The organism is Gaoshiqia sediminis (genome assembly GCF_025907915.1).
GTDB classification, from domain to species: Bacteria; Bacteroidota; Bacteroidia; order Bacteroidales; family Prolixibacteraceae; genus Gaoshiqia; species Gaoshiqia sediminis.
This window is the reverse complement of record NZ_JAPAAF010000040.1, coordinates 1-19220: the sequence shown is the minus strand read 5'-3', so window position 1 is coordinate 19220 and position 19220 is coordinate 1. Positions and strand designations below refer to the sequence as shown.

At 45.3% G+C, this 19220-nt stretch carries 13 protein-coding genes; all 13 read right to left on the bottom strand.

Annotated features, from left to right (window positions below; translation table 11 throughout):
• Positions 1–119 precede the first annotated feature (119 nt).
• Positions 120–2210, bottom strand: a complete 2091-nt coding sequence (locus N2K84_RS17470; protein ID WP_282593123.1) for a beta-galactosidase — start codon at positions 2208–2210, stop codon at positions 120–122.
• A 33-nt stretch (positions 2211–2243) separates the two neighbouring features.
• Entirely contained in the window at positions 2244–3029 is a 786-nt protein-coding gene (locus N2K84_RS17465; RefSeq protein WP_282593122.1) for an SGNH/GDSL hydrolase family protein, read from the bottom strand.
• Positions 3030–3045: 16 nt separating this feature from the next.
• Positions 3046–3996 carry an alpha/beta hydrolase gene (locus tag N2K84_RS17460; protein WP_282593121.1) on the bottom strand — a complete coding sequence of 317 codons (951 nt, stop codon included), beginning with the start codon at positions 3994–3996 and terminating at the stop codon, positions 3046–3048.
• Complete coding sequence (locus tag N2K84_RS17455) at positions 3993–5792, bottom strand: glycoside hydrolase family 2 protein (protein WP_282593120.1); 1800 nt, start codon at positions 5790–5792, stop codon at positions 3993–3995. Before N2K84_RS17455 ends, N2K84_RS17460 begins: the two co-directional genes overlap by 4 nt.
• A gap of 60 nt (positions 5793–5852) precedes the next feature.
• Positions 5853–7442, bottom strand: a complete 1590-nt coding sequence (locus N2K84_RS17450; RefSeq protein WP_282593119.1) for an alpha-L-fucosidase — start codon at positions 7440–7442, stop codon at positions 5853–5855.
• A 170-nt stretch (positions 7443–7612) separates the two neighbouring features.
• Positions 7613–10033, bottom strand: a complete 2421-nt coding sequence (locus N2K84_RS17445; RefSeq protein ID WP_282593118.1) for a glycoside hydrolase family 2 TIM barrel-domain containing protein — start codon at positions 10031–10033, stop codon at positions 7613–7615.
• 20 nt (positions 10034–10053) lie between these two features.
• Positions 10054–12132, bottom strand: a complete 2079-nt coding sequence (locus N2K84_RS17440) for an alpha-L-fucosidase (protein ID WP_282593117.1) — start codon at positions 12130–12132, stop codon at positions 10054–10056.
• Positions 12133–12173: 41 nt separating this feature from the next.
• Positions 12174–12416: a hypothetical protein gene (locus N2K84_RS17435; protein WP_282593116.1), complete on the bottom strand. Its 243-nt coding sequence runs from the start codon at positions 12414–12416 to the stop codon at positions 12174–12176.
• Positions 12406–12939, bottom strand: a complete 534-nt coding sequence (locus N2K84_RS17430) for a hypothetical protein (RefSeq protein WP_282593115.1) — start codon at positions 12937–12939, stop codon at positions 12406–12408. The genes N2K84_RS17435 and N2K84_RS17430 overlap by 11 nt, the downstream gene beginning before the upstream one ends.
• Entirely contained in the window at positions 12926–14914 is a 1989-nt protein-coding gene (locus tag N2K84_RS17425) for a beta-galactosidase (protein ID WP_282593114.1), read from the bottom strand. The genes N2K84_RS17430 and N2K84_RS17425 overlap by 14 nt, the downstream gene beginning before the upstream one ends.
• 1174 nt (positions 14915–16088) lie before the next feature.
• Positions 16089–16259: a hypothetical protein gene (locus N2K84_RS17420; protein WP_282593113.1), complete on the bottom strand. Its 171-nt coding sequence runs from the start codon at positions 16257–16259 to the stop codon at positions 16089–16091.
• 36 nt (positions 16260–16295) lie between these two features.
• Positions 16296–18377 carry a glycoside hydrolase family protein gene (locus N2K84_RS17415; RefSeq protein WP_282593112.1) on the bottom strand — a complete coding sequence of 694 codons (2082 nt, stop codon included), beginning with the start codon at positions 18375–18377 and terminating at the stop codon, positions 16296–16298.
• Positions 18378–18652: 275 nt separating this feature from the next.
• The coding region (locus tag N2K84_RS17410) for a glycoside hydrolase family 95-like protein (protein ID WP_345894140.1) at positions 18653–19220 on the bottom strand (568 nt) is incomplete at its 5' end.

Genomic DNA, 19220 nt, shown 5'->3' with positions numbered 1-19220 from the left:
CAGTACTCTCTTGTATTTTCTTCGCCCCCGGAAACAAAAAATGCGTCATAAACAGAACTTATTGTTTATGACGCATTCTCGAACCAGTCCTCCAGACCGGCAAGCCCGGAACTGTCAAGCTATTCTCGCCAAACCAAAACCCCTGCAGGTTTCATTGTCTTTTCCCCAACAAGGATTTTTGCAGTTTCGGGAATGTTCATGTTATATTCATCGGACGAATAGTTCACGGCGATATTGAACCCGTCCCGCCAGTAAACATACACTCCCTCCGGATAGTCTTCCGTAGTTGCCCCGGCTGTTGTATAGATATTCCGTAAAATATCTTTTTCCAGTTTTGAATCATCCGTATCAACACCAAGGTAGGTTACAGAACCTTTGCCAATACGATGGCTTACCACAGCGGCTTTCCCTTTATAAAACTGGTTGTTGTACGTAGCAAGTACTTCAGTTCCTTTATCAGGCACAAGCAAATCGGCCCAGTTATTCCAATTATAATGGGTTGCGTTCATCAGTACATCGCCATTTTTATAGGGTGAAAGCATATCGGTTGCCTCAACATGTGCGCCGATTAGCCCTGCTATTGGCGCTGCTGTTTCTGCCTCCCAGAAATGCCCGCTTCGGTCTTTCATCGCTGTACGGCAGGTAATAACCAAATGGCCTCCACTGGCCGCATAATCGCGCCATTTCTCTACCAATGCCGAATCGGCCAATTCATACGCGGGAACAATAAGAAATTTATACTTGGAGAAATCAGCCGATTCCGGAATAACATCGACTTGTGCGCCGAAAGATTTTGCAATTTCCATAAATTTAACCGGGTAATTCCACGTGTCCCATTGAAAGGTTTGCTTTTGCCGGTCAATTGTCCAGTAATTTTCGAGGTTCCAAAGAATTGCCGTTGAACGAGCAGCCAGTTTCTCAGGCATTTTAACACCTGGTTTGTACTGTTTCCGCAGCTCTTTTATTTCCTTCATGAACTGCACATAGTCTTCACCTCCCGGCGATGGAGTTACACCATCCGTTTGCATAATGCCGGAATGGTATTGCTCCGAACTATATAAAACCTGGCGGAAGCGATAAGAACAGGCCAGCTTGCCGCCTCCCGCAAAAGTATGGTACAACCACATACGTATCGTGCCCGGTAGAAGCAGCGGATTATAGCTCCCCCAGTTCACTGGTCCCGGCTGGATTTCCATCACTCCCGAAACACCCCCGACCGATTTGTAATACTCAGCCGCAAAAAGAATTGCCTTACTGTTACCTAACCTAAACCCCTGCTCACCGATATTATCGCTGCCTCCGTTGGGATAAGCAGTGTATGCGGCAAAATCAAGTTTAGTAGTCCGTCTTGGATCAGCGCCAGACGAAATAGCTGTATAATTGGTGGTGATGTATTGATTGTCGAGGATATGCTCTCTTAAAACCCCGGCCTGAAAATCAAGAAATTCGGCCTGACTATCTGCTGAATAACGTTTAAAATCGAGCAAAGCATGAGGATTGTTGCCCCACCATCCAACTAATGTGGCGTTAGGGATTACAATCTCGTCGAACCCATTGAACCATTGGCTCCAAAAGGCAGCTCCCCAGGCAACATTCAAGGCATCGATCGTTTTGTACTTGTCTTTCAGCCACTTTCTGAACGCCTCCTGCGATGAAGGGCTGTAATCAGCAATTGCCGGCGGTTCGTTATCAACCTGCCATCCTATCACGTTTTTATTCCGCCCGTAACGTTTGCCCAGTTCGTTAACGATTTTTTCAACAAACATGCAGTATTTGGGGTTGACTGTAGAGTTTAGCCCACGGGTACCGTTTTCGGCCCGAATATAATGGCCATCCATAATGAAGGTTTCGGGATAGTTCACACGCATCCATGCCGGAGGCGTGGCCGAGGGGGTACACATTACTACTTTCAGCTTATATTTGGCACAAATCTCCACCGTCTTATCCAGCCATGCAAAATCATATTTCCCTTCTACGGGTTCCATTTTGCACCAGGCAAACTCAGCCAGATGGACAAACTCAAAACCCACATCGGCAATCTTCTTGATATCCCTTTCCCACTGACTTTCCGGCCAATGTTCCGGATAATAATAAATACCAGTTTTAATCAGGTCTTTTTCCGGGAAAAACCGGTTGGCATCCTGTGGCCTGGCAGTGAATCCTGAAATCATTAGTAATAGTAACGTTAATCCGCCTAAGGACCTTTTCATATTTTTTTTATTAATTCAACTAAAATTATCTTTTTATTTCTCATAAAACTTCAGGAACCCGAGCCTTTCGCTAACTTGCTTAATCCATTCACGAGCCATCAATTCGTGCCCAAACACGGTTGGGTGCACGCCGTCCCAAATCCAATAATCAATCGGGGCGCGTTGCTTCGCTTCTTCAAAAACCCTGGGGTAATCAACAACCACGGCATCAAAATCAACCGCAATCCGCTTCACGATTTCGGCGCGTTCAAGCGTTAACGGACGCCACTTTTCGTACTGCTCCTTACGCCATCCGGCAGCAAAAAAGAAGGGTAAACCCAACACGATTAAAATATCAGGATTCTGCTCCCTGCATGACGTAAGCAGTTTTCGATAAGTGGCTTCGAATGCATTGGTGTCCATCGCATTTTCTCTCCCTTCAACCAAAGCGTTCACATCGTTTATACCCACCAACAGACTTAACACATCCGGTTTTAAATCCAAGGTATCCGTTTGCCACCTTTTTTCGAGATCGCTAACCATATTGCCACTAATACCCCGGTTTAAAAATTGAAAACCATATTGCGGAAAATCAGCGCCAATCCGGCTCGAAACGGCGAAGCAGTAGCCATGCCCCAGAATGTGGTTCGGATCCTCGTTTCGCCCCCGGTTGCCATCCGTAATCGAATCGCCCTGAAACAAAAATCGCAGGTTCTCCCTTTCCGGTTTTTCGAACGTTGATGTTGCATGTGTACAAGCCGCTGAAAGGCCTGCCGTGGCCAAACCAGCGACTGATGCTAGTTTTATAAAATCTCTGCGGGAAGAGTTTTTTGTTGACATCTAATTTTCTTTAAAATCACAACTCACCTGCTGTACCGAAACCATTCGACTTAAGCCATCGATAACATGCCTCAGGCCATGTAGATTCAGTATTATTTGATCGTCCCATGCCATATCCGTGCCCTCCAGATTGATAAAGATGAAGCTCACACGGGACTTTAAACTGTTTCAACGCCATCGCATAACCGACACTGTTTTGTACCGAAACAGCTCCATCATCCATCGAGTGAACCATAAAAGCCGGAGGTGTTACACTATCTACCTGCAATTCATTCGAAAAATGTTTTACCCGTTCGGGCGATGGGTTTTTACCTATCAGGTTCTCCCGTGACCCCCAATGCGTGATGCCCGACTCCATGGAGATAACCGGATAAATGAGAATTGAAAAGTCAGGACGGGCGCTGGTTGAATCAACCGGTTCATAGACCTTTTCATTGAAATGAGTTGAAATAGTGGATGCAAGGTGACCTCCGGCGGAGAATCCCATGATCCCGATTTTCGCGGGATTGATGCCCCACTCTTTCGCACGGCTGCGCACGACGCGAATGGCCCGTTGACCGTCTTGCATGGGCCCAATCGATTTGTTTTCCATGATCCGGTCGTCGGGCAAGCGGTATTTCAGCACGAAGGCGGTTACACCAAAACTGTTCAACCATTTGGCCACCTGTTCGCCTTCATGTTTAATGGCAAGTCCCCAATAGGCGCCGCCAGGGCAAATAATGACTGCCGTACCCGTAGCCTTTGCTTCAGGTGCAGGATAATAATACAGGCAAGGGTTGGTAATGGCAGTCTTATCGACCCAGCCCGCAGCAGTATCCACCATCTGCTTGAATTGGTCGTTCTGAATAGCGCCGGGGATCTTTCCATTCCAAAGGTCAATTACTTTGGTTTGAGCTGAAAGACTTCCGCTAATTGCAAGAAGGCATATAAATGCCAACACTGTTTGTCTTAGTCCTGTATTTTTCATTTTCTTTTAAAATATTCGTTCATGATAAACCATGCTTTCTTTTTTTCGCCGTTTTCAGAAATCAATCCTTTTCGATTGTAACCGTTTTGGTAAACCAGGTTCATGCGGCCCAGCGATCGGTAATCGAACAGCAACCAAGGGCATACGCCACACAGGTTGGGAATATTGCCGAACATTTCTACTTGGTTCTTATAGATGGTTTCCTGATATTCTTCTGACCAGGAAGCTGCCTCGTCGGTTGGGCCTTGGGCACTGCCAGACTTTGCTTCGCCGCCAAATTCGGAAATGAACACTGGCTTATCAGGAAAAGAAACGTTCCATCTGGTCTCCGATGGTTTGCCCTGCCAGGGGATGTACCAGCCGATGTATTCGTTGACTGCAATGAGGTCGGAATACTTGTAGAGCGGGTCCCACACATTAAATGTATTGTTGTCGTAGCTGTGGGTATTCATCACGTGTACAATCAACCGGGTTGAATCCAAAGCCCTGCACTTTTGGGTTAGCTCAATCAAGGCTTCGTTGCGGTTCGGCGTACCCGGGTAGGTTTCGTTTGAAAGGCTCCATACAATTACGCCACAACGGTTTTTATCCCTTCGGACCATTTCGTTAAGCATGGTTTCCAGTTTTTGAGGAACAAGGCTGTCTGCAAATTGAATGTGCTGATAAACGGGCAGTTCGCTCCAAACCATCAAGCCCATTTTTTCAGCCTGCTTCACCATTTTTTCATTATGCGGATAGTGTACCAACCGGACAAAGTTACACCCCAATTCTTTGGCCGCTTCCAGCAACAGACGATTGTCCCCGTCAGTAAAAGCCCGGGCTCGTTTGTAGGGGTTTTCTTCGTGGATATTCACGGCCTTCAGGAATATCGGGCTGCCGTTTAACACCACTTTATCCCCTTTCACTTCAATGCTCCGGAAACCAATTTCATCACTGACGGTATCTGTTTTGCTTTCGATAACAAGCTTGTAAAGCTTGGGGTTTTCGGGCGACCAAAGCTTAAAGGCCGACTTGAATTCCACATAGGCCATTCCTTCTTCGTTCGTAGTTGCCTTGCGGCTCAAATTAAGCTCGGGAATCCCGATTTCAACGCTTTGTTGCAAGTTGGCCCCATTGAGCTTCACCCATCCCGAAACGGTATTTAGGCTCCCTTTTTTTAATTGGATGAAGTAGTCCTCGATGAAGGTTTCGTTGGTTTCGATTAAGTTCACATCGCGGGTAATTCCCCCGTAATTGAACCAGTCGTACCCATAGCCGGGCAAGCCGTTTTTCAAGCGGCGGTTATCTGCTTTCACAATAAGGGCGTTTTCCCCGTTTTTGACTTTACCGGTAATTTCGAACTGAAAGGGGGTGAAACCGCCTTCGTGGCTGCCAATTTTTTCACCATTCAGATACACATCAGCGGCATAATTCACCGCCCCAAAATGCAGGAACAGTCGTCTGTCCGGCTTTGCGGTATAGTCGAACTGCTTTTTGTACCATACAGTCCCCTCCAAATAAGTCAGTTCGCACAGTTGCGAATTGAAGTCGCCCGGCACATCCAGTTCAGGGCCGCCTTCAAACGAATATTCCACAAAATCGGTCTTCTTTTGCGGTTTCTTTTCCTGCCACACTTGCTTATAGTCGCCTGCCCCGGTCGGATCAAGTATCACCGTCCACTTGCCATTTAAACTGGTCGTGTTTCTTGCCTGAACATTAATCATGGCTGTTTGTGCATTCACACGACCTATGAAAAGGATAAAAACCAACCCAATTAATACCCCTTCCGTTATTACTGTCTTAAAGTATTTCTTCATTAAAAAATATTGTTTGCCGGATGACTTGCCCGATATTTCAGGTAAAGTAACCGTGTGATACTATAAAAACTCAACTTTGAGAACCGTTGCTATTTCATCCATAGCTTCAGCATTGGGTGTTGTAACCGTTAATTTATCTCCGCTAACCGACCATCTCAACTCAACGCCGCTTCCAACCACGCTAACACGTGAGATATCCTGATTCTGGTTTGTTTCAAAAACATGTTCCAGTTCGATTTCCGTATTGGGTTCAGGCAAGCCCAATAAATAAACATACAATGTATTTCCATCTTTCGATTTGGTAAACCGAACATCGTCCTTTGTGTATTTCATGGTAGCTGATTGTCCGCCGAAATGTCCTTTCTCAAATTCAGCAATTCCATAGCCAAAAATAGAATGGACACGTGTACTGTATACGGCTTCTTCGTGTTTCTTAATCCATTCTCCAATTGCTTTTAAAACGTCTTGCTGCTCTTGCGGAATGATGCCATTTGCCATCGGAGACACGTTCAACAGTACCACTCCTTTTTTACTCCACACGTCAATCATATTGCGGATTATCAAATCGGCTGTTTTGTACTTCAACCCGTTGGTGTAGCACCAGCTACCATCACTAATGGTTATATCTGTCAGCCAGTATTTTTCTGAAATATCAGTTTTCCCGCCCTGCTCAATATCAATCAATGCAACACTATCAGGTAAATCTTCCTGTTTATAGAAAGTTATTGGTTCCTGACCCCGGCTCACAGCAGTATTATAATGGTGGGCTACCATTTTTTGCCGGTATTCTTCAGGTATAAAATCTAACCACGAATCGAACCAAATCATATCCGGCGCATATTTGTCAACGACCTCATTAACTTGTCCTAACCAATATTCATGAAACTCATCGGCAGGGATGTTGCCATACAGATACTTAAGCTTTTCATCAATGGTGCTTGTAACAGCATCAGGGTTATATGCATAATGACTATCCATGCCAACGTTTCCACTATTGGCCCAATGGGTACTATCGTTAGCATACCGTTGCAGGTTTCGTGCATGATGGAAGGTGGTTATGGTTTTCATATCGCGTTTTTTAAGTTCCGACAGAAGCTCCCCGGTAATATCCTTTTCAGGTCCCATATCCGCGGCATTCCACGGGTTGATTTCGCTGTCCCACATGGCGAAACCATCGTGATGTTCTGCAACCAGACCTGCAAATTTGGCTCCAGCGTTTTGAAACAGATCAGCCCATTGTGCGGCATTAAAATGTTCGGCCTTAAACATGGGTATAAAATCGTGATAATTAAAATCAGCTCCATAGGTTTTAACGTGGTAATCGTGAACATCAGCTCCCCATTGTCCTTTTTCAAGGTTTGTATAATACATCCATGCGGGATACCACTCTGAACTGAATGCAGGCACTGAATAAATTCCCCAGTGAAAATAGATCCCAAGCTTGGCATCTTTAAACCATTCCGGCTCGGTATTATATTTAGCTAACGATTCCCAGCTCGGCTCATAAACATTCACTATCTGTTTGGATTGTTTTGGAGTGCATTCAAATAAAGAGCAAACGATAGCAAGCAGACAAGCTATTTTTAAGGTTCTTTTAATTCTATTCATTTGTTCTGTTTTTTTATGGTGATAACTATTTGGCTTCTTCATGATTAATTCTTTTATGTAACTACTTTTTCCAGAGACCGCACCATTCCGTCCGAAAAAAGGTTTTTGCCTCGAACAATGCTTCCTCGCGGACGGCTTTTCTCGTTTTCCCTTTACCCCCGGTAAAAACCGGGGGCTATTGATATATTACCCCGCAGGGGTAAGAAGTAGAACTATTCGGCCGCTAATGTAGCCGTTGCAACCGGAAGCGCGCCGCTTTTGGCAACAATGGTAATTTCGCCTTTCTTGTCGGTTGACTGCACCACAGCAAGGCACCCCCCTAAATATGCTTCCATCTTTCCACCTTTAAACGAGGTGTGGCTTTGCTGGTTGCCGTTGCCAACGGCTGCCAGCTTTCCTGCCCCATTCACTTCAAAGGTGATCATGTTGCTGGCAAAAGGCACAGGCACATCATTGGTATCCAGCACTTGTACGGTAACATAGCTTAAATCCTGCCCGTTTGCTTTCAATGTTTTCCGGTCTGGTGTAAGCACGATTTTGGCTGGTTCACCGGCTGTTTGCACTGCAAACGACACGGTTATGCCATCTTTCGTTTTGCCGAAGGCTTCTAACTTCCCAGGTTCGTAGGGCACTTCAAAAAACAGGAAGGCTTCCTGCTTTAAGTCCCATTTACGGGTTCCCAAAGACTTTCCGTTCAGTTTCAGTTCGACATCGGGTACATTGGTATATACATGCACAGCCAATGTATCTCCAACTTTATCGTGGTTCCAGTGAGCCTCAACCTTTGGCCAGTTCCAGAAAGAACAAATCTCCCTGTCCCTTGCCGATTCATCGGTTTGCACGGCTATATATACCATCGGCTCATTGTTCCACAATGCTTTTCGGAACCAGTACCCGGGTTTTGGGAAGCCGCACATGTCAACGACTCCACAATCGGCGCCACGCCAGGGCCAGGTCGGCCATGTTTTCCAGAACTCGCAGCCGGTACCAACTTCGCCAATCCCGGCTTCGCCGATGTAGTCAAAACCGGTCCACAGGAACTCGCCGGCCACATAATCTTCCAGTTGTCCCTCCAGCCATTGCTCATAGGAGCGCAATTGCCAGCAATCGCCGGGGTGATAGGGATAAATAACCGTCTCGGAGCCAAAAATCACCCGGTTCGGGTATTTCTCGTGGTCGGTTTCGTAAAAAGCCTCTTGATAATTGTAGCCTGTTATATCAAGCAGTTCAAGAACCCCAAAGGAGTTGAAGTTAACAATTTCGTTACAGGCCAAGGTGAAGGGACGTGTGTCATCATGCTTGCGCGAAGCCTCAAGCAACATGTTTATTATTTTCAGCGCATTGTCCTTGTTGTACTGTTCGCGCAATTCGTTGCCAACGCTCCAGGCAATAACCGAAGGATGGTTTCTGTCGCGCTTAATCCAGTTTTCTACATCCCTTTCGTACCATTCCTCAAAATGGGGTGAATAACCCGCCGGTGTTTTTCCATCCATCCACTCGTCAAAAATCTCGTCGATCACCACAAAACCCATGCTGTCGGCATAGGCAAGCAATTCGGGGGATGGCGGGTTGTGACTCATCCTTAACGCATTGCATCCCATTTCTTTTAAAATGGCCAATTGCCGTTTATGGGTGTAATCAAAGACGGCAGCGCCCAATGGCCCACCATCGTGGTGGTTGTTTACCCCTTTCAGTTTCAGGTGTTTCCCGTTAAGCGAAAAACCCTTGTTGGAATCGAATTTGAAAGTCCTGACACCAAAAGAGGATGCGTAACTGTCGACCAAATCGTCTGACCGTACTTCAACTTGTAAACGATACAAATTGGGGGTTTCAACAGACCAAAGCGCCGGATTTTCAATTTGAATGTTTTGTTCAACCTTTAGTTGCTGACCAGCTTTGATGTCTATTTTCGATTCGGATTTACCTGCTTCATTACCTGAAGCATCAATAAGCTTAGTGATCACCGTACAAGATTGATCCGCTTCGTTTTCATTACTCAATTCGATGGAAACATCGACACTTGCTTCGTTTTCGTTCGCATCAACTGTACGGGCAAATACGCCCCATTGATTGATATGCAGCTTATTTTTGGCAACCAGCCAAACATGGCGGTAAATACCCGATCCGGTGTACCACCTTGAGTTGGGCTGTTCGGTGGTATTTACCTTTACGGCCAGAATATTTGCCTCTCCCGTTGGATTCAAGTGCGGCGTCAGGTCATAATAAAAAGAAGAATAGCCGTAAGGACGGATACCAAGGTAATGCCCGTTAATCCACACTTCGCTGTTTCGGTACACACCGTCGAATAATACGGTAAGCTTTTTATCTGTGAATTCCTTTTCTGTGATAAAACTTTTCCGGTACCAGCCAATACCGCTGTAGGTATAGCCACCGCCTGCTCCGGTAGTAAAGGTTGAATCGAATGGCTGTTCAATACTGAAATCATGGGGGACATCCAGCAAACGCCATTCCGAGTCATCAAAACCGGGCTGCTCAGCGCCCGGATGATCATTCAGGGCAAACTTCCAGTCGAAATCGAAAGGAATTTTGCCGTCGTTCACCTTTTGGTTGTTTTTGCACGATGTGAATGCCACGAGGCACATCAAAAAAGAAACAAGTGCTATTCTTTTCATTGGATTGAATTTCTAATAAATCATTCAGTGATCACGTCCACTTCCGCATATCCGGCAACATCGTCTCCCATCGTGTTTTTCAAAGCGCGTAGTTTGATATAACGGGCCATCTCCGGCTTGAAACTTTTAATCTGCCATACGGGGTTGTTCTTAATGTTGGAGAATTCACCCTGACTCACCAATTTCCATTTTTTATTGTCTGCCGACACCGAAAACTCATATGTAGTGATGATACCGGAACTCCATTTGTTCTGATCCGGAAGGTACCTGAAACCGCTAAGATTTTGGTTGCTACCCAAGTCAACGACCAAATCAATGGGCATCTTTTCGTCTCTCTGATGCCATGCACTGGATGGATCTCCGTCCAAGATTGCACTGGCCTTTTTATCATCTGTTCCCACAATTTTCCAATCCTTTTTCGAGATATCGAATGACTCTGAACCAACAGGGCTGCTTTTAGCTGAAGCAGGATCATAGGCAATTGCTCTTAACTCCAATTTGCCGTCGGCGGTAAAAGGCCCGGTATATTTATTGGATTCGGGAGTTGGTTCAGTACCATCTAATGTGTAGTAAAAAATCGGACCGATATCATTGGTGGTTATTGTTACTTCTCCGGATTGATTCCGGGTAATAGACGGTGCATTCAGAAATACAGGTGCATTATAAACCCCGATATTGGAAATGACAGGACAACATTTCGAACCGATAATACTGAAACGAACCTTAGTAGCCTCAACTGCCGGAAAACGAAGGATACGCTTATACCCAATAGTGGTTGCTTTTGCGATCTCTTTCCAGTTCCCATCGACAAAGGCTTCTACCGTGAAGGCTTTCACACGCTGTCCCAGACGGATGTATTCCTGTGCCAGAAAACGGTTGAACAGGGTTGGTTTGCCCAAATCAATAGTCAATGAAGCTGTGTTCACGCTGTCATCAGTCGCCCAATACGAATCGCTATCGCCATCTATTGCGTTAGCTGCCGCAAATGCTTTTGCATTTCCGCGAACATTCGAGGCTTCAGCCATTGCTTTTTCTGCTAAGTTTACAGCGAAAGATTCTTTCACTGCCTGTCCAAATTCCAGTGCATTTTTTTCGTCAGTCGGATGGATCAGGCCATTGGGCATAATCGGGAAGTTGAGCAAAAGGGTTCCGTTGCTCCCAATAGAGTGATAATAGGTATCCATTAACTGGGGTACTGTTTTCACTTTGCTGTCTTCATTCGGGTGGTAGAACCATTCCGGACGGATAGAAGTATTTACCTCAGCAGGAACCCATGAATCCCCGTCTTCAACGCCATAATGCAACATTGCCCATGGAACATCGCCAGTCCCATTCAGCAAACTCCAATTGGTTTCGCCAACGTAGCCATCTTCTGTACCAACCCAGCGAAGATCAGCACGGTCACCGCCATCGTTCCAAATGACAATGTTTGGCTGTAGCTCACGAACGAGTTTATAGGTATTTGGCCAGTCGTAATAAGTTGTGCGGTCAATTTTTCGCGTTTCATTAGCTCCGCCGTAATAACCATCGCCACCATTGGCTCCGTCGAACCATACCTCGAAAACATCGCCGTAATTGGTAAGAAGTTCTGTAAGTTGGTTGCGGAAATAGGTGATGTATTCAGGCTTTCCGTAATCGGGATGGTTCCGGTCCCATGGCGACAAATAAACCCCGAATTTCAACCCGTATTCCTTACAGGCATCGGCCATTTCGCGCACCATATCGCCCTTGCCATCTTTCCACGGGGCATTTTTTACCGAGTATTCCGTGTATTCAGAAGGCCAAAGACAAAAACCACAATGGTGTTTGGCTGTAATAATGACCCCCTTCATACCGGCTTCTTTGCAGATGCGGGCCCACTGCCGGCAATCCGCATTTTCAGGGTTAAACAGGTTCACATCCTCATCTCCAAAACCCCACGACTGATCGGTATAGGTATTCAATGAGAAGTGAACAAAAGCGTAATACTCCATTTCCTGCCATCTCATTTGGTTTTCTGATGGCACAGGACCACAAGCCTCAGGGGCTTTTACCTGTGTGCAACTTAAGAAGATGGAGGAGATGGAAAAAATGATCCCATATAAAAGATACTTAGTCATATTATTTAGTTTATTAGTTTGTCTGTACTGAGATTAATGTGTTATTCAATCTTAATGACTACCTCATTACCTTTGAGCGTTTCGGAATCAGCTTTTAACCTGATTTCACCGGCTTGTCTATCGGCCTGTACCAATACCATACAGTACCCGTTAAAGGCCATACGCTGACTTGCTTTATCCGGCTCGTGGCTGTTGGGGTTTCCATTACCTGGGCCTTCAAAAGAAAACGTCACCAGGTTATCGGCTGTCGGCACTACGCGTCCCTTAGCATCTTTAATGGCCACCTTTATTACTGCCCCATCGCATCCATCGGCTTTTAGTGTACTTGTATGCTGTCTCCTTCTTTTTCTTTCCAATTCCAATGCGGGAAAACCCAATGCCTGTAGGCAAATAACCATTTCCTCCCGACTGGCGACCCAAATCATCGTCATGAACAAAAGTGCCCTCTACACACCAATCGTGCGGAAGGTTGACCTCTTCCCAATCAGCCGGAAAAAATGAAGAGCTACTTTTAAAAATTGTATAGTCGATAACAGAATCTTTCTTCTCAATAATTGGAACATTGATATCTGTTATACCACCCTGACCACCCCTGACAACAAGCTTCATGGCGATATCGCCTTTATGGAACTGCCAGTTGAAGTCAAAATCTTCTTTGGCCCTTTGTCCTGAGCTTATTGACTGTTGGTTTTGACTGCTTCCTTCGAGAGAGAAAAGCAAAAGTACAATTGCAAAAACCAAGGAAGTTAACTGTCGCATAAATGAAGGTTTCAAATTTTGATATTTCTCCGATTTATTTAATTTCAATAAACTCGGGTTCATAAGGGGTAATGGTAAAGTTGCCCGAATAATCTTTGTCAAAAAGGATGCTGCGCGACTGTCCGTTCATTTTGATTTCTTTTGGCTCGCCACTTACATTCAAATATAAGAAGTGTTTTTCATCAATTTGCCTTGCCATAACTCCCGTTGGAACATCCGGGCCTTTTTTTATTACTAGTTCGGCAATCAGCTCATCGATCAAGTCGCCAAGTACTTCGCCTTTAGCAGGCAGGCCAATATATATTGCACGTCCTTTCCCGTATTTGTTCGAAGTCATTATCGGGTAATCCTTGTCAAGACTGGTAAGCTTACCTATAACTTCTGCACCTTTGGGTTCTACAATGTCGAACCTTGCCGATTCGGTATCAATGGCTTTTCCTTGATAGGTGAACTCGAGCTTTTTGCCTTGGCAGGATTTTCGCGATATTTCGTTCATCGGTTCGGTTTCTTCAAAACCGGCAACGCGAATACCAAATACATCGCTCAACATTCCGGGATGCGTGGTGGCAAAAACTTGTCCGGTGGTGTCAACAATGGCCGAGTTCGCGGTCATGATCACCGTTCCTCCGTTTTTCACAAAGTCGCGGATTTTATTAGCAGTCCTTTCATCCATAACTGCAACTCCAGGAACTACCAACAACTTGTAATTCAACACACTCTCACTTATCTCAAGAATACGGGAATCCATGTTGCGGTAATAAAACAGGTCCCAACAAGCTTGCAGTTGGTTTTCGTGCTGCTCAGGGAAGGATGCACTTGCAATTTGGCTAGGAAAAGAAAAAGCCAACCCAACTTCTGCATTAAGCTGATACGGGAAATATTTCTCAATTTTTTTAAATTCGGTGGCTATTTGCTTGTATTCATCGTATTTACGGTTGGGAACGCCGTCCCAGTCGAGCATCCCTTCAAGGTACTGTTCTTCACCCGCCCACATGCTTTGCCAGGTCCATCCACAAACCATTTGGTTGCCATACATCAAGGTGGCATACGCTGATTTCCGGATTGAATTCGGAGCAGCGGTCATCGTGGTAAATTCGTTACACCAAAATGGGTTTTCACTTTCAAACTGAATCCGGGATATTCCAAACGCTGAATTCATGACACCATAATTGGTTATGAGCGAATTGCCCGGATAAAACCCGCAACCATGGCGTGTCATTTTACCGGAATAGGCAATCCTAGAATAATCGAAATACTTCATCGGGCTGTAATACCAGGCATTGGTGTTGGTATGAACGTTTGGGGCATTGGTGTTCACCACATCAATCACTTTCAACAAGATTCCATTGACTTCGTCGGAAACAAAGCTGTGGAAATCGAGGATTTTCTCGGGAGCACCGTTTTTCTGTCCTGTTGAAGGTAGCCCAACTTCATCGAACCCATTTAACCTGCGCGACCAACGATGGGTTGCCCAAGCATTGTTTAAATTATCGAGATTTGAATATTTGCTTTGCAACCAGGTAATAAACCTCTGGCGAACGGTTTCGGAATACGAAATCGGCCCATCGCCCGATTCGTTGTCGAAGCCGAAAGCCAGCAATGCCGGATGTTTGGCATATCGTTTCGATATTACATCGGTAAAGCGTAAGGCATATTTCTGGTAGTTGGGGTCGCCCACATCGTCCATATAACGGTGGTTGGGGTATTGCACGTTGCCATTGGCATCGACCACATCGATAGAAGGAAATTTTTGATGAAGCCAGATCGGTGCGGGACGAATGGCAATATCGAGGATAACCTTAATACCAGCCTTGTTCAACTCGTCCATCACTGCATCGAACCATCCAAAATCGAAAATTCCCTCCGACGGTTCGTAACTGTCCCAAGCCAAGTGCCCCATACGGACAACGCTGAACCCGGCGGCTTTCATCAGTTCAATGTCGCTTTTTATTTTTTCGGTGTTTTTGTCGTCATGGGGATGATAATTAGCTCCAACATAAAGTTGTGCGTTCCCGTTTATCAAAGAAAAAGAGAAAATTACAATTGCTATAACTAAACATCTAATTTTATGCTTCATTTGGTTTTCGTCAAGTTAGGTTTTTAGAAAAATATCCGGGCACTAATTTCCGTAAAAAATAGAGGCCACAAGGGACTTTATGTGTCGAAGAGGGTATTGTGATGTACTAATTACAATCCCAACATCATGTAACTGGCGAGTAGAAGCCGGAAGTTTTAGGTGGTGTATTCCTATACAAAAAAATACACCGCCTAAAAACAAAACAGGTTACCAACCTGGATTCTGCATTCGAAGCGAATTCCTAATCTTGTTTTAATCAGTGCCATGTCTTGCATATTTTCTAAACCCACAATTCTCTTTTAAATCCGGGTTGTTTTTACCGAAATGTGTGTCTTGGCCCCATCGAAATTGGGAACACCACCTTCGCTTCCATATTTGCAGTCTTTGACTACCCGGCCAGATCCAACCACCTGAACGTGAATAACTAGATTTTGCTTTGGATGCCGGAAAGTGAACTTTTTCGCTACGGAACGGCTTTACTGACTGTGGAGTAACTATCTGCCTTAAAAAAGAGTACCAAATTCACAACAAACAAAGGAGGAGTAAATTTCATGGTCAGAATAGGTCCTAAGTTATTTAGGAAAAAAAATCCGGCAGACCGCGAAGTAAATTCTGATCTGCCGGAAATTTAACATTCACTGCCAAAATTGAATTCCCACGAACAATCCTTAGCCGATATTTGTATTCGCCATGGTTTCGTCCAATGCGATCTGTTTCTGACGATTATTTGTAAACGTCATTTTGATCGCACAATGGGTTTTTCAACAACTCTTCCGTTGGAATCGGCATATCCATCTTTGCAAGATTGAAATTGAAAGTACGAATAGTATTCCACGAATCATTTCCAATTTTGGACAAACAATGTCTATTCTACGAGAACGCTGCTTCTCCCCCAAGCAAACTCATATAGCCTTATTTTTCAAAATATAATCTCTCAAACTGCCACTAAACAATTATCAATAAAGGGACGATCCTTGTTCCTAACTTACTGCGTTTTAAACACGACAAAGTCCCATCACTATTCTTGAGGGGACTTGCCGTTCATCCTTGAAACACTGAAAAGAGAAAAAGTCCATGAGCATTCAAAGAAGCTTTCAGCATGCAGAAAACTTGACTCAATTCAATATTTCTGAAGTTTATCACCAGAGGTGCCCAGATCAAAAAGACCCTGATGGTAACTTAAGCTGGGCGCCCACGAACTTGCGCCACAGGCATTGCTGCCATTCTCAAGCCGTAGATTTTCATTATCGGCAAGGGTATTGTAGGCGTAATCCACCAGCTTCCGGTTCACCAGGCTCTCGATTTCATTTGATTTGTTTGAAATTTACTATTCAGCAGAAAATACAAGCTTGTAGTTCTTCACGATTCCTTTATAATCGGATCTCACCATAGCAGCTCCAGTTGTTGACTTAGCTTGCTCAACATTTATTTTCACCGCTTTATCGCTGGCAACTGCTTTTACCTCCGGTATTTCAGTTGACTCCGTAGAAATTTCTACAGTTGTCTCATACAAATCATATCCAACAATACCGTTTGCATTGGTCGACCGAACCGGGGTCTCAGGAATTTCAATAGCCTTACCGTTTACTTCAATTCTAACAGTGGGTGCTACCGGACGCTCGATTTGCTTTTTAGCCGAGCTGAAACCCAAGCCCATGAAATCGAACAAGGCTTCCTGATCGGCACCTTCGGCTACCAAGAAAATGGCGTGTTTCTTGTCCAAACCTTCAACAAATTTGGCCACGTCGATGGTAAATTGGGTGATTTCTTGTTTCGAATTGGCAGGAACCACAATTTCACCAATTTTTTGGCCTTTCCAAGCTGCATTGTCCCATGGGCCATCCATCCAAACATTCACCTTGAAGCTTTTAGTCGTTTTGGGTTGAATGAAAAGATTGAACGCTGTTTTGTTTCCTTTTTTGGCACCTTCGAATGCTTTCAAACCTTTGGTGTCTTTGTCAAGTCCGCCAAAACCAAAGTATTTGAACCCAACGATGGTTCCGTTTTTCATATTGGTAATGGGCATGTGGTTGTCCCAAATATCCCACGAATCTTGTTGCAGGCTTACATCCGAAAGATAGCAAGCGTAACCCGCTGAATAATATTGATATGGATCGAGGCCATAAACATGAAAACCTTCGGAAGTTACTTCGGCACCCTTGTATTCAATGCCTTGATTGTCTTTTACGCCCCAAATTTGATCTTTGGCGAACGGATCGTACCCGCGAATGACCGCTGTTCCACCTTGGGCAACAGGTTTTTCGTCCCACTGAATGGTGATGGGCGCTACCACTGCCTGACGTGCAAAACCGAAGTTGCGTGGTGGACGGTGGTAGAAAACGTACCACTGTCCGTTGATTAATTCGATGCTACCATGGGTGTTGTGGCCACCGTTGGCTGTCACAATCTTCGAACCGTCCTGATTCAAAACCGGACCGCGCGAATCGACCAACACGCCCCCACTTTTCCAAGGTCCCAGTGGCGAGTCGGCAACAGCGTAACGCAAGGTAGAGTTCGAACTGCCCACACCGTATTCCGGACCAGAGTAACCGCTGAACACGGTAATGTATTTGTTGCCCACCTTGCGGATGGACGACGCTTCAAAGAAGTTAAATGTTCCCAAATCCTGATCGGCATACACATTGGGATATACCGTCCCTTGTGGATCCTTGATAACTCCGTAACGAGCGCTGGCAGGAATCATAAAGTTGACGACCTCGGTGCCGGGACGTAACGAATACATCGTTTTTTGATCCAATTGTGCTGCATTGGATCGTTGAAAGCCCCAAAAACCATACGCGCGGAAGCCGATTTCGAAATCGGGATCATTGGGATCGGTCACATATTCAATGTACACGGCGGGGTCGAAACCCAAAATGCTACCGGGCACGGTGTGGGTTCCATCTTCGTTCAGGTTGATGGGAGTGAAAGGGCCATCAGGACGAGAGCCTTTACAAACCATGGCTTCGCGGCCACGGCCACGGCTGTGGGGAAACAAATAGTAATCCCTGGTGCCGTCTTTCCGTTTCACTTCAACCAGGTCGGGGGCATACATTACATCCCATTGCCCTTCAATGTTGTAGGTAAAAATGGGGCCTTCGTCGCGCCATTCGCTCAGGTTTTCAACGGGTGCAGACCACATCCGAATATCTGGGCCACAATAGCTGGTAAAACGAAGGTCGTGCGAACCAATAATGTAGGCCCGGTATTTTCCAGGATTGTCAGGATCTTCAAAAACACGTGGCTCGCCGTCGGGCAAGTGTTCCCACAACGGGAGGTAAGGGTTGCCGCTGCCACGATGGACAAATTTCCCATCGGCTTTTGCTTCTGATACAAAAAACAGTATCACCGAAACTGCTAATATAAAAACCATGAACTCACTCCTACATGCACATTTTGCTTTCTTCATTACAATATCTTTTAGTCGTTTAATCTTTCTTTAAAACCATTTTTAATCTTCCAATTCCTGACCAAAATCGGGAAATCCGTCTTTACGCCAAAGCAACATCCTTACGCTGGGTATGACTGTTGGGATCAGCAAACGATGGCCCTTTTATCTCTTTAAAATCGCAGACATGGTACACCATCAGGTCGGCTCAAACAAGTCCGTAGGTTAGGAATGGTCGGTCGTCCAATAAATTTAACCCTCGTTATCTCCTACTATATTTAATATTTCAGAATCCATTATTTAATCACGAAGGTATACGTTTTGCCTACCTCGGTTGGTAAATCGTATACCTTCGTTTGTTTGAGATCCAAGGTATTCAGCTGGGCTGCCTCTGAAATTAGCGGCCTTTTAACTTGTGCTGTCTCGTAAAACGGATTGGGATTGGTTCCTGTTGCTGCTACCAAGCCATCTCCTGCTGCCTGAACCACTTCGTTAGGAACTCGAATACGACAATTTCCACCTAAAGTTGATTTAATCTCAATTTTTTGCACTTGTCCATCTTTCCATGTGAAACTCAGCTCGAAACCACCAGGAGCCCGAAGTCCGGTTATTTCACCATCTTCCCATTCATCGGGCAGAGCGGGTAGCAAATGGATGGCACCATCGTGGCTTTGCATCAGCATTTCGGCAATGCCGGCCGTGCAGCCAAAGTTCCCGTCAATTTGAAATGGCGGATGCGCATCGAAAAAGTTGGGATAGGTTCCCCCGTTTCTTCCGCCATTCACCGGATCAACCAGCGTCAGTTGATCTTTGATCAGTTTCATGGCATGATTCCCATCGAGCAGGCGGGCCCAAAAATTCACC

Coding starts and splice junctions, on each gene's coding strand:
- N2K84_RS17470 (WP_282593123.1), bottom strand. CDS start 2,210: ATGAAAAGGTCCTTAGGCGGATTAACGTTACTATTACTAATGATTTCA.
- N2K84_RS17465 (WP_282593122.1), bottom strand. CDS start 3,029: ATGTCAACAAAAAACTCTTCCCGCAGAGATTTTATAAAACTAGCATCA.
- N2K84_RS17460 (WP_282593121.1), bottom strand. CDS start 3,996: ATGAAAAATACAGGACTAAGACAAACAGTGTTGGCATTTATATGCCTT.
- N2K84_RS17455 (WP_282593120.1), bottom strand. CDS start 5,792: ATGAAGAAATACTTTAAGACAGTAATAACGGAAGGGGTATTAATTGGG.
- N2K84_RS17450 (WP_282593119.1), bottom strand. CDS start 7,442: ATGAAGAAGCCAAATAGTTATCACCATAAAAAAACAGAACAAATGAAT.
- N2K84_RS17445 (WP_282593118.1), bottom strand. CDS start 10,033: ATGAAAAGAATAGCACTTGTTTCTTTTTTGATGTGCCTCGTGGCATTC.
- N2K84_RS17440 (WP_282593117.1), bottom strand. CDS start 12,132: ATGACTAAGTATCTTTTATATGGGATCATTTTTTCCATCTCCTCCATC.
- N2K84_RS17415 (WP_282593112.1), bottom strand. CDS start 18,377: ATGAAGAAAGCAAAATGTGCATGTAGGAGTGAGTTCATGGTTTTTATA.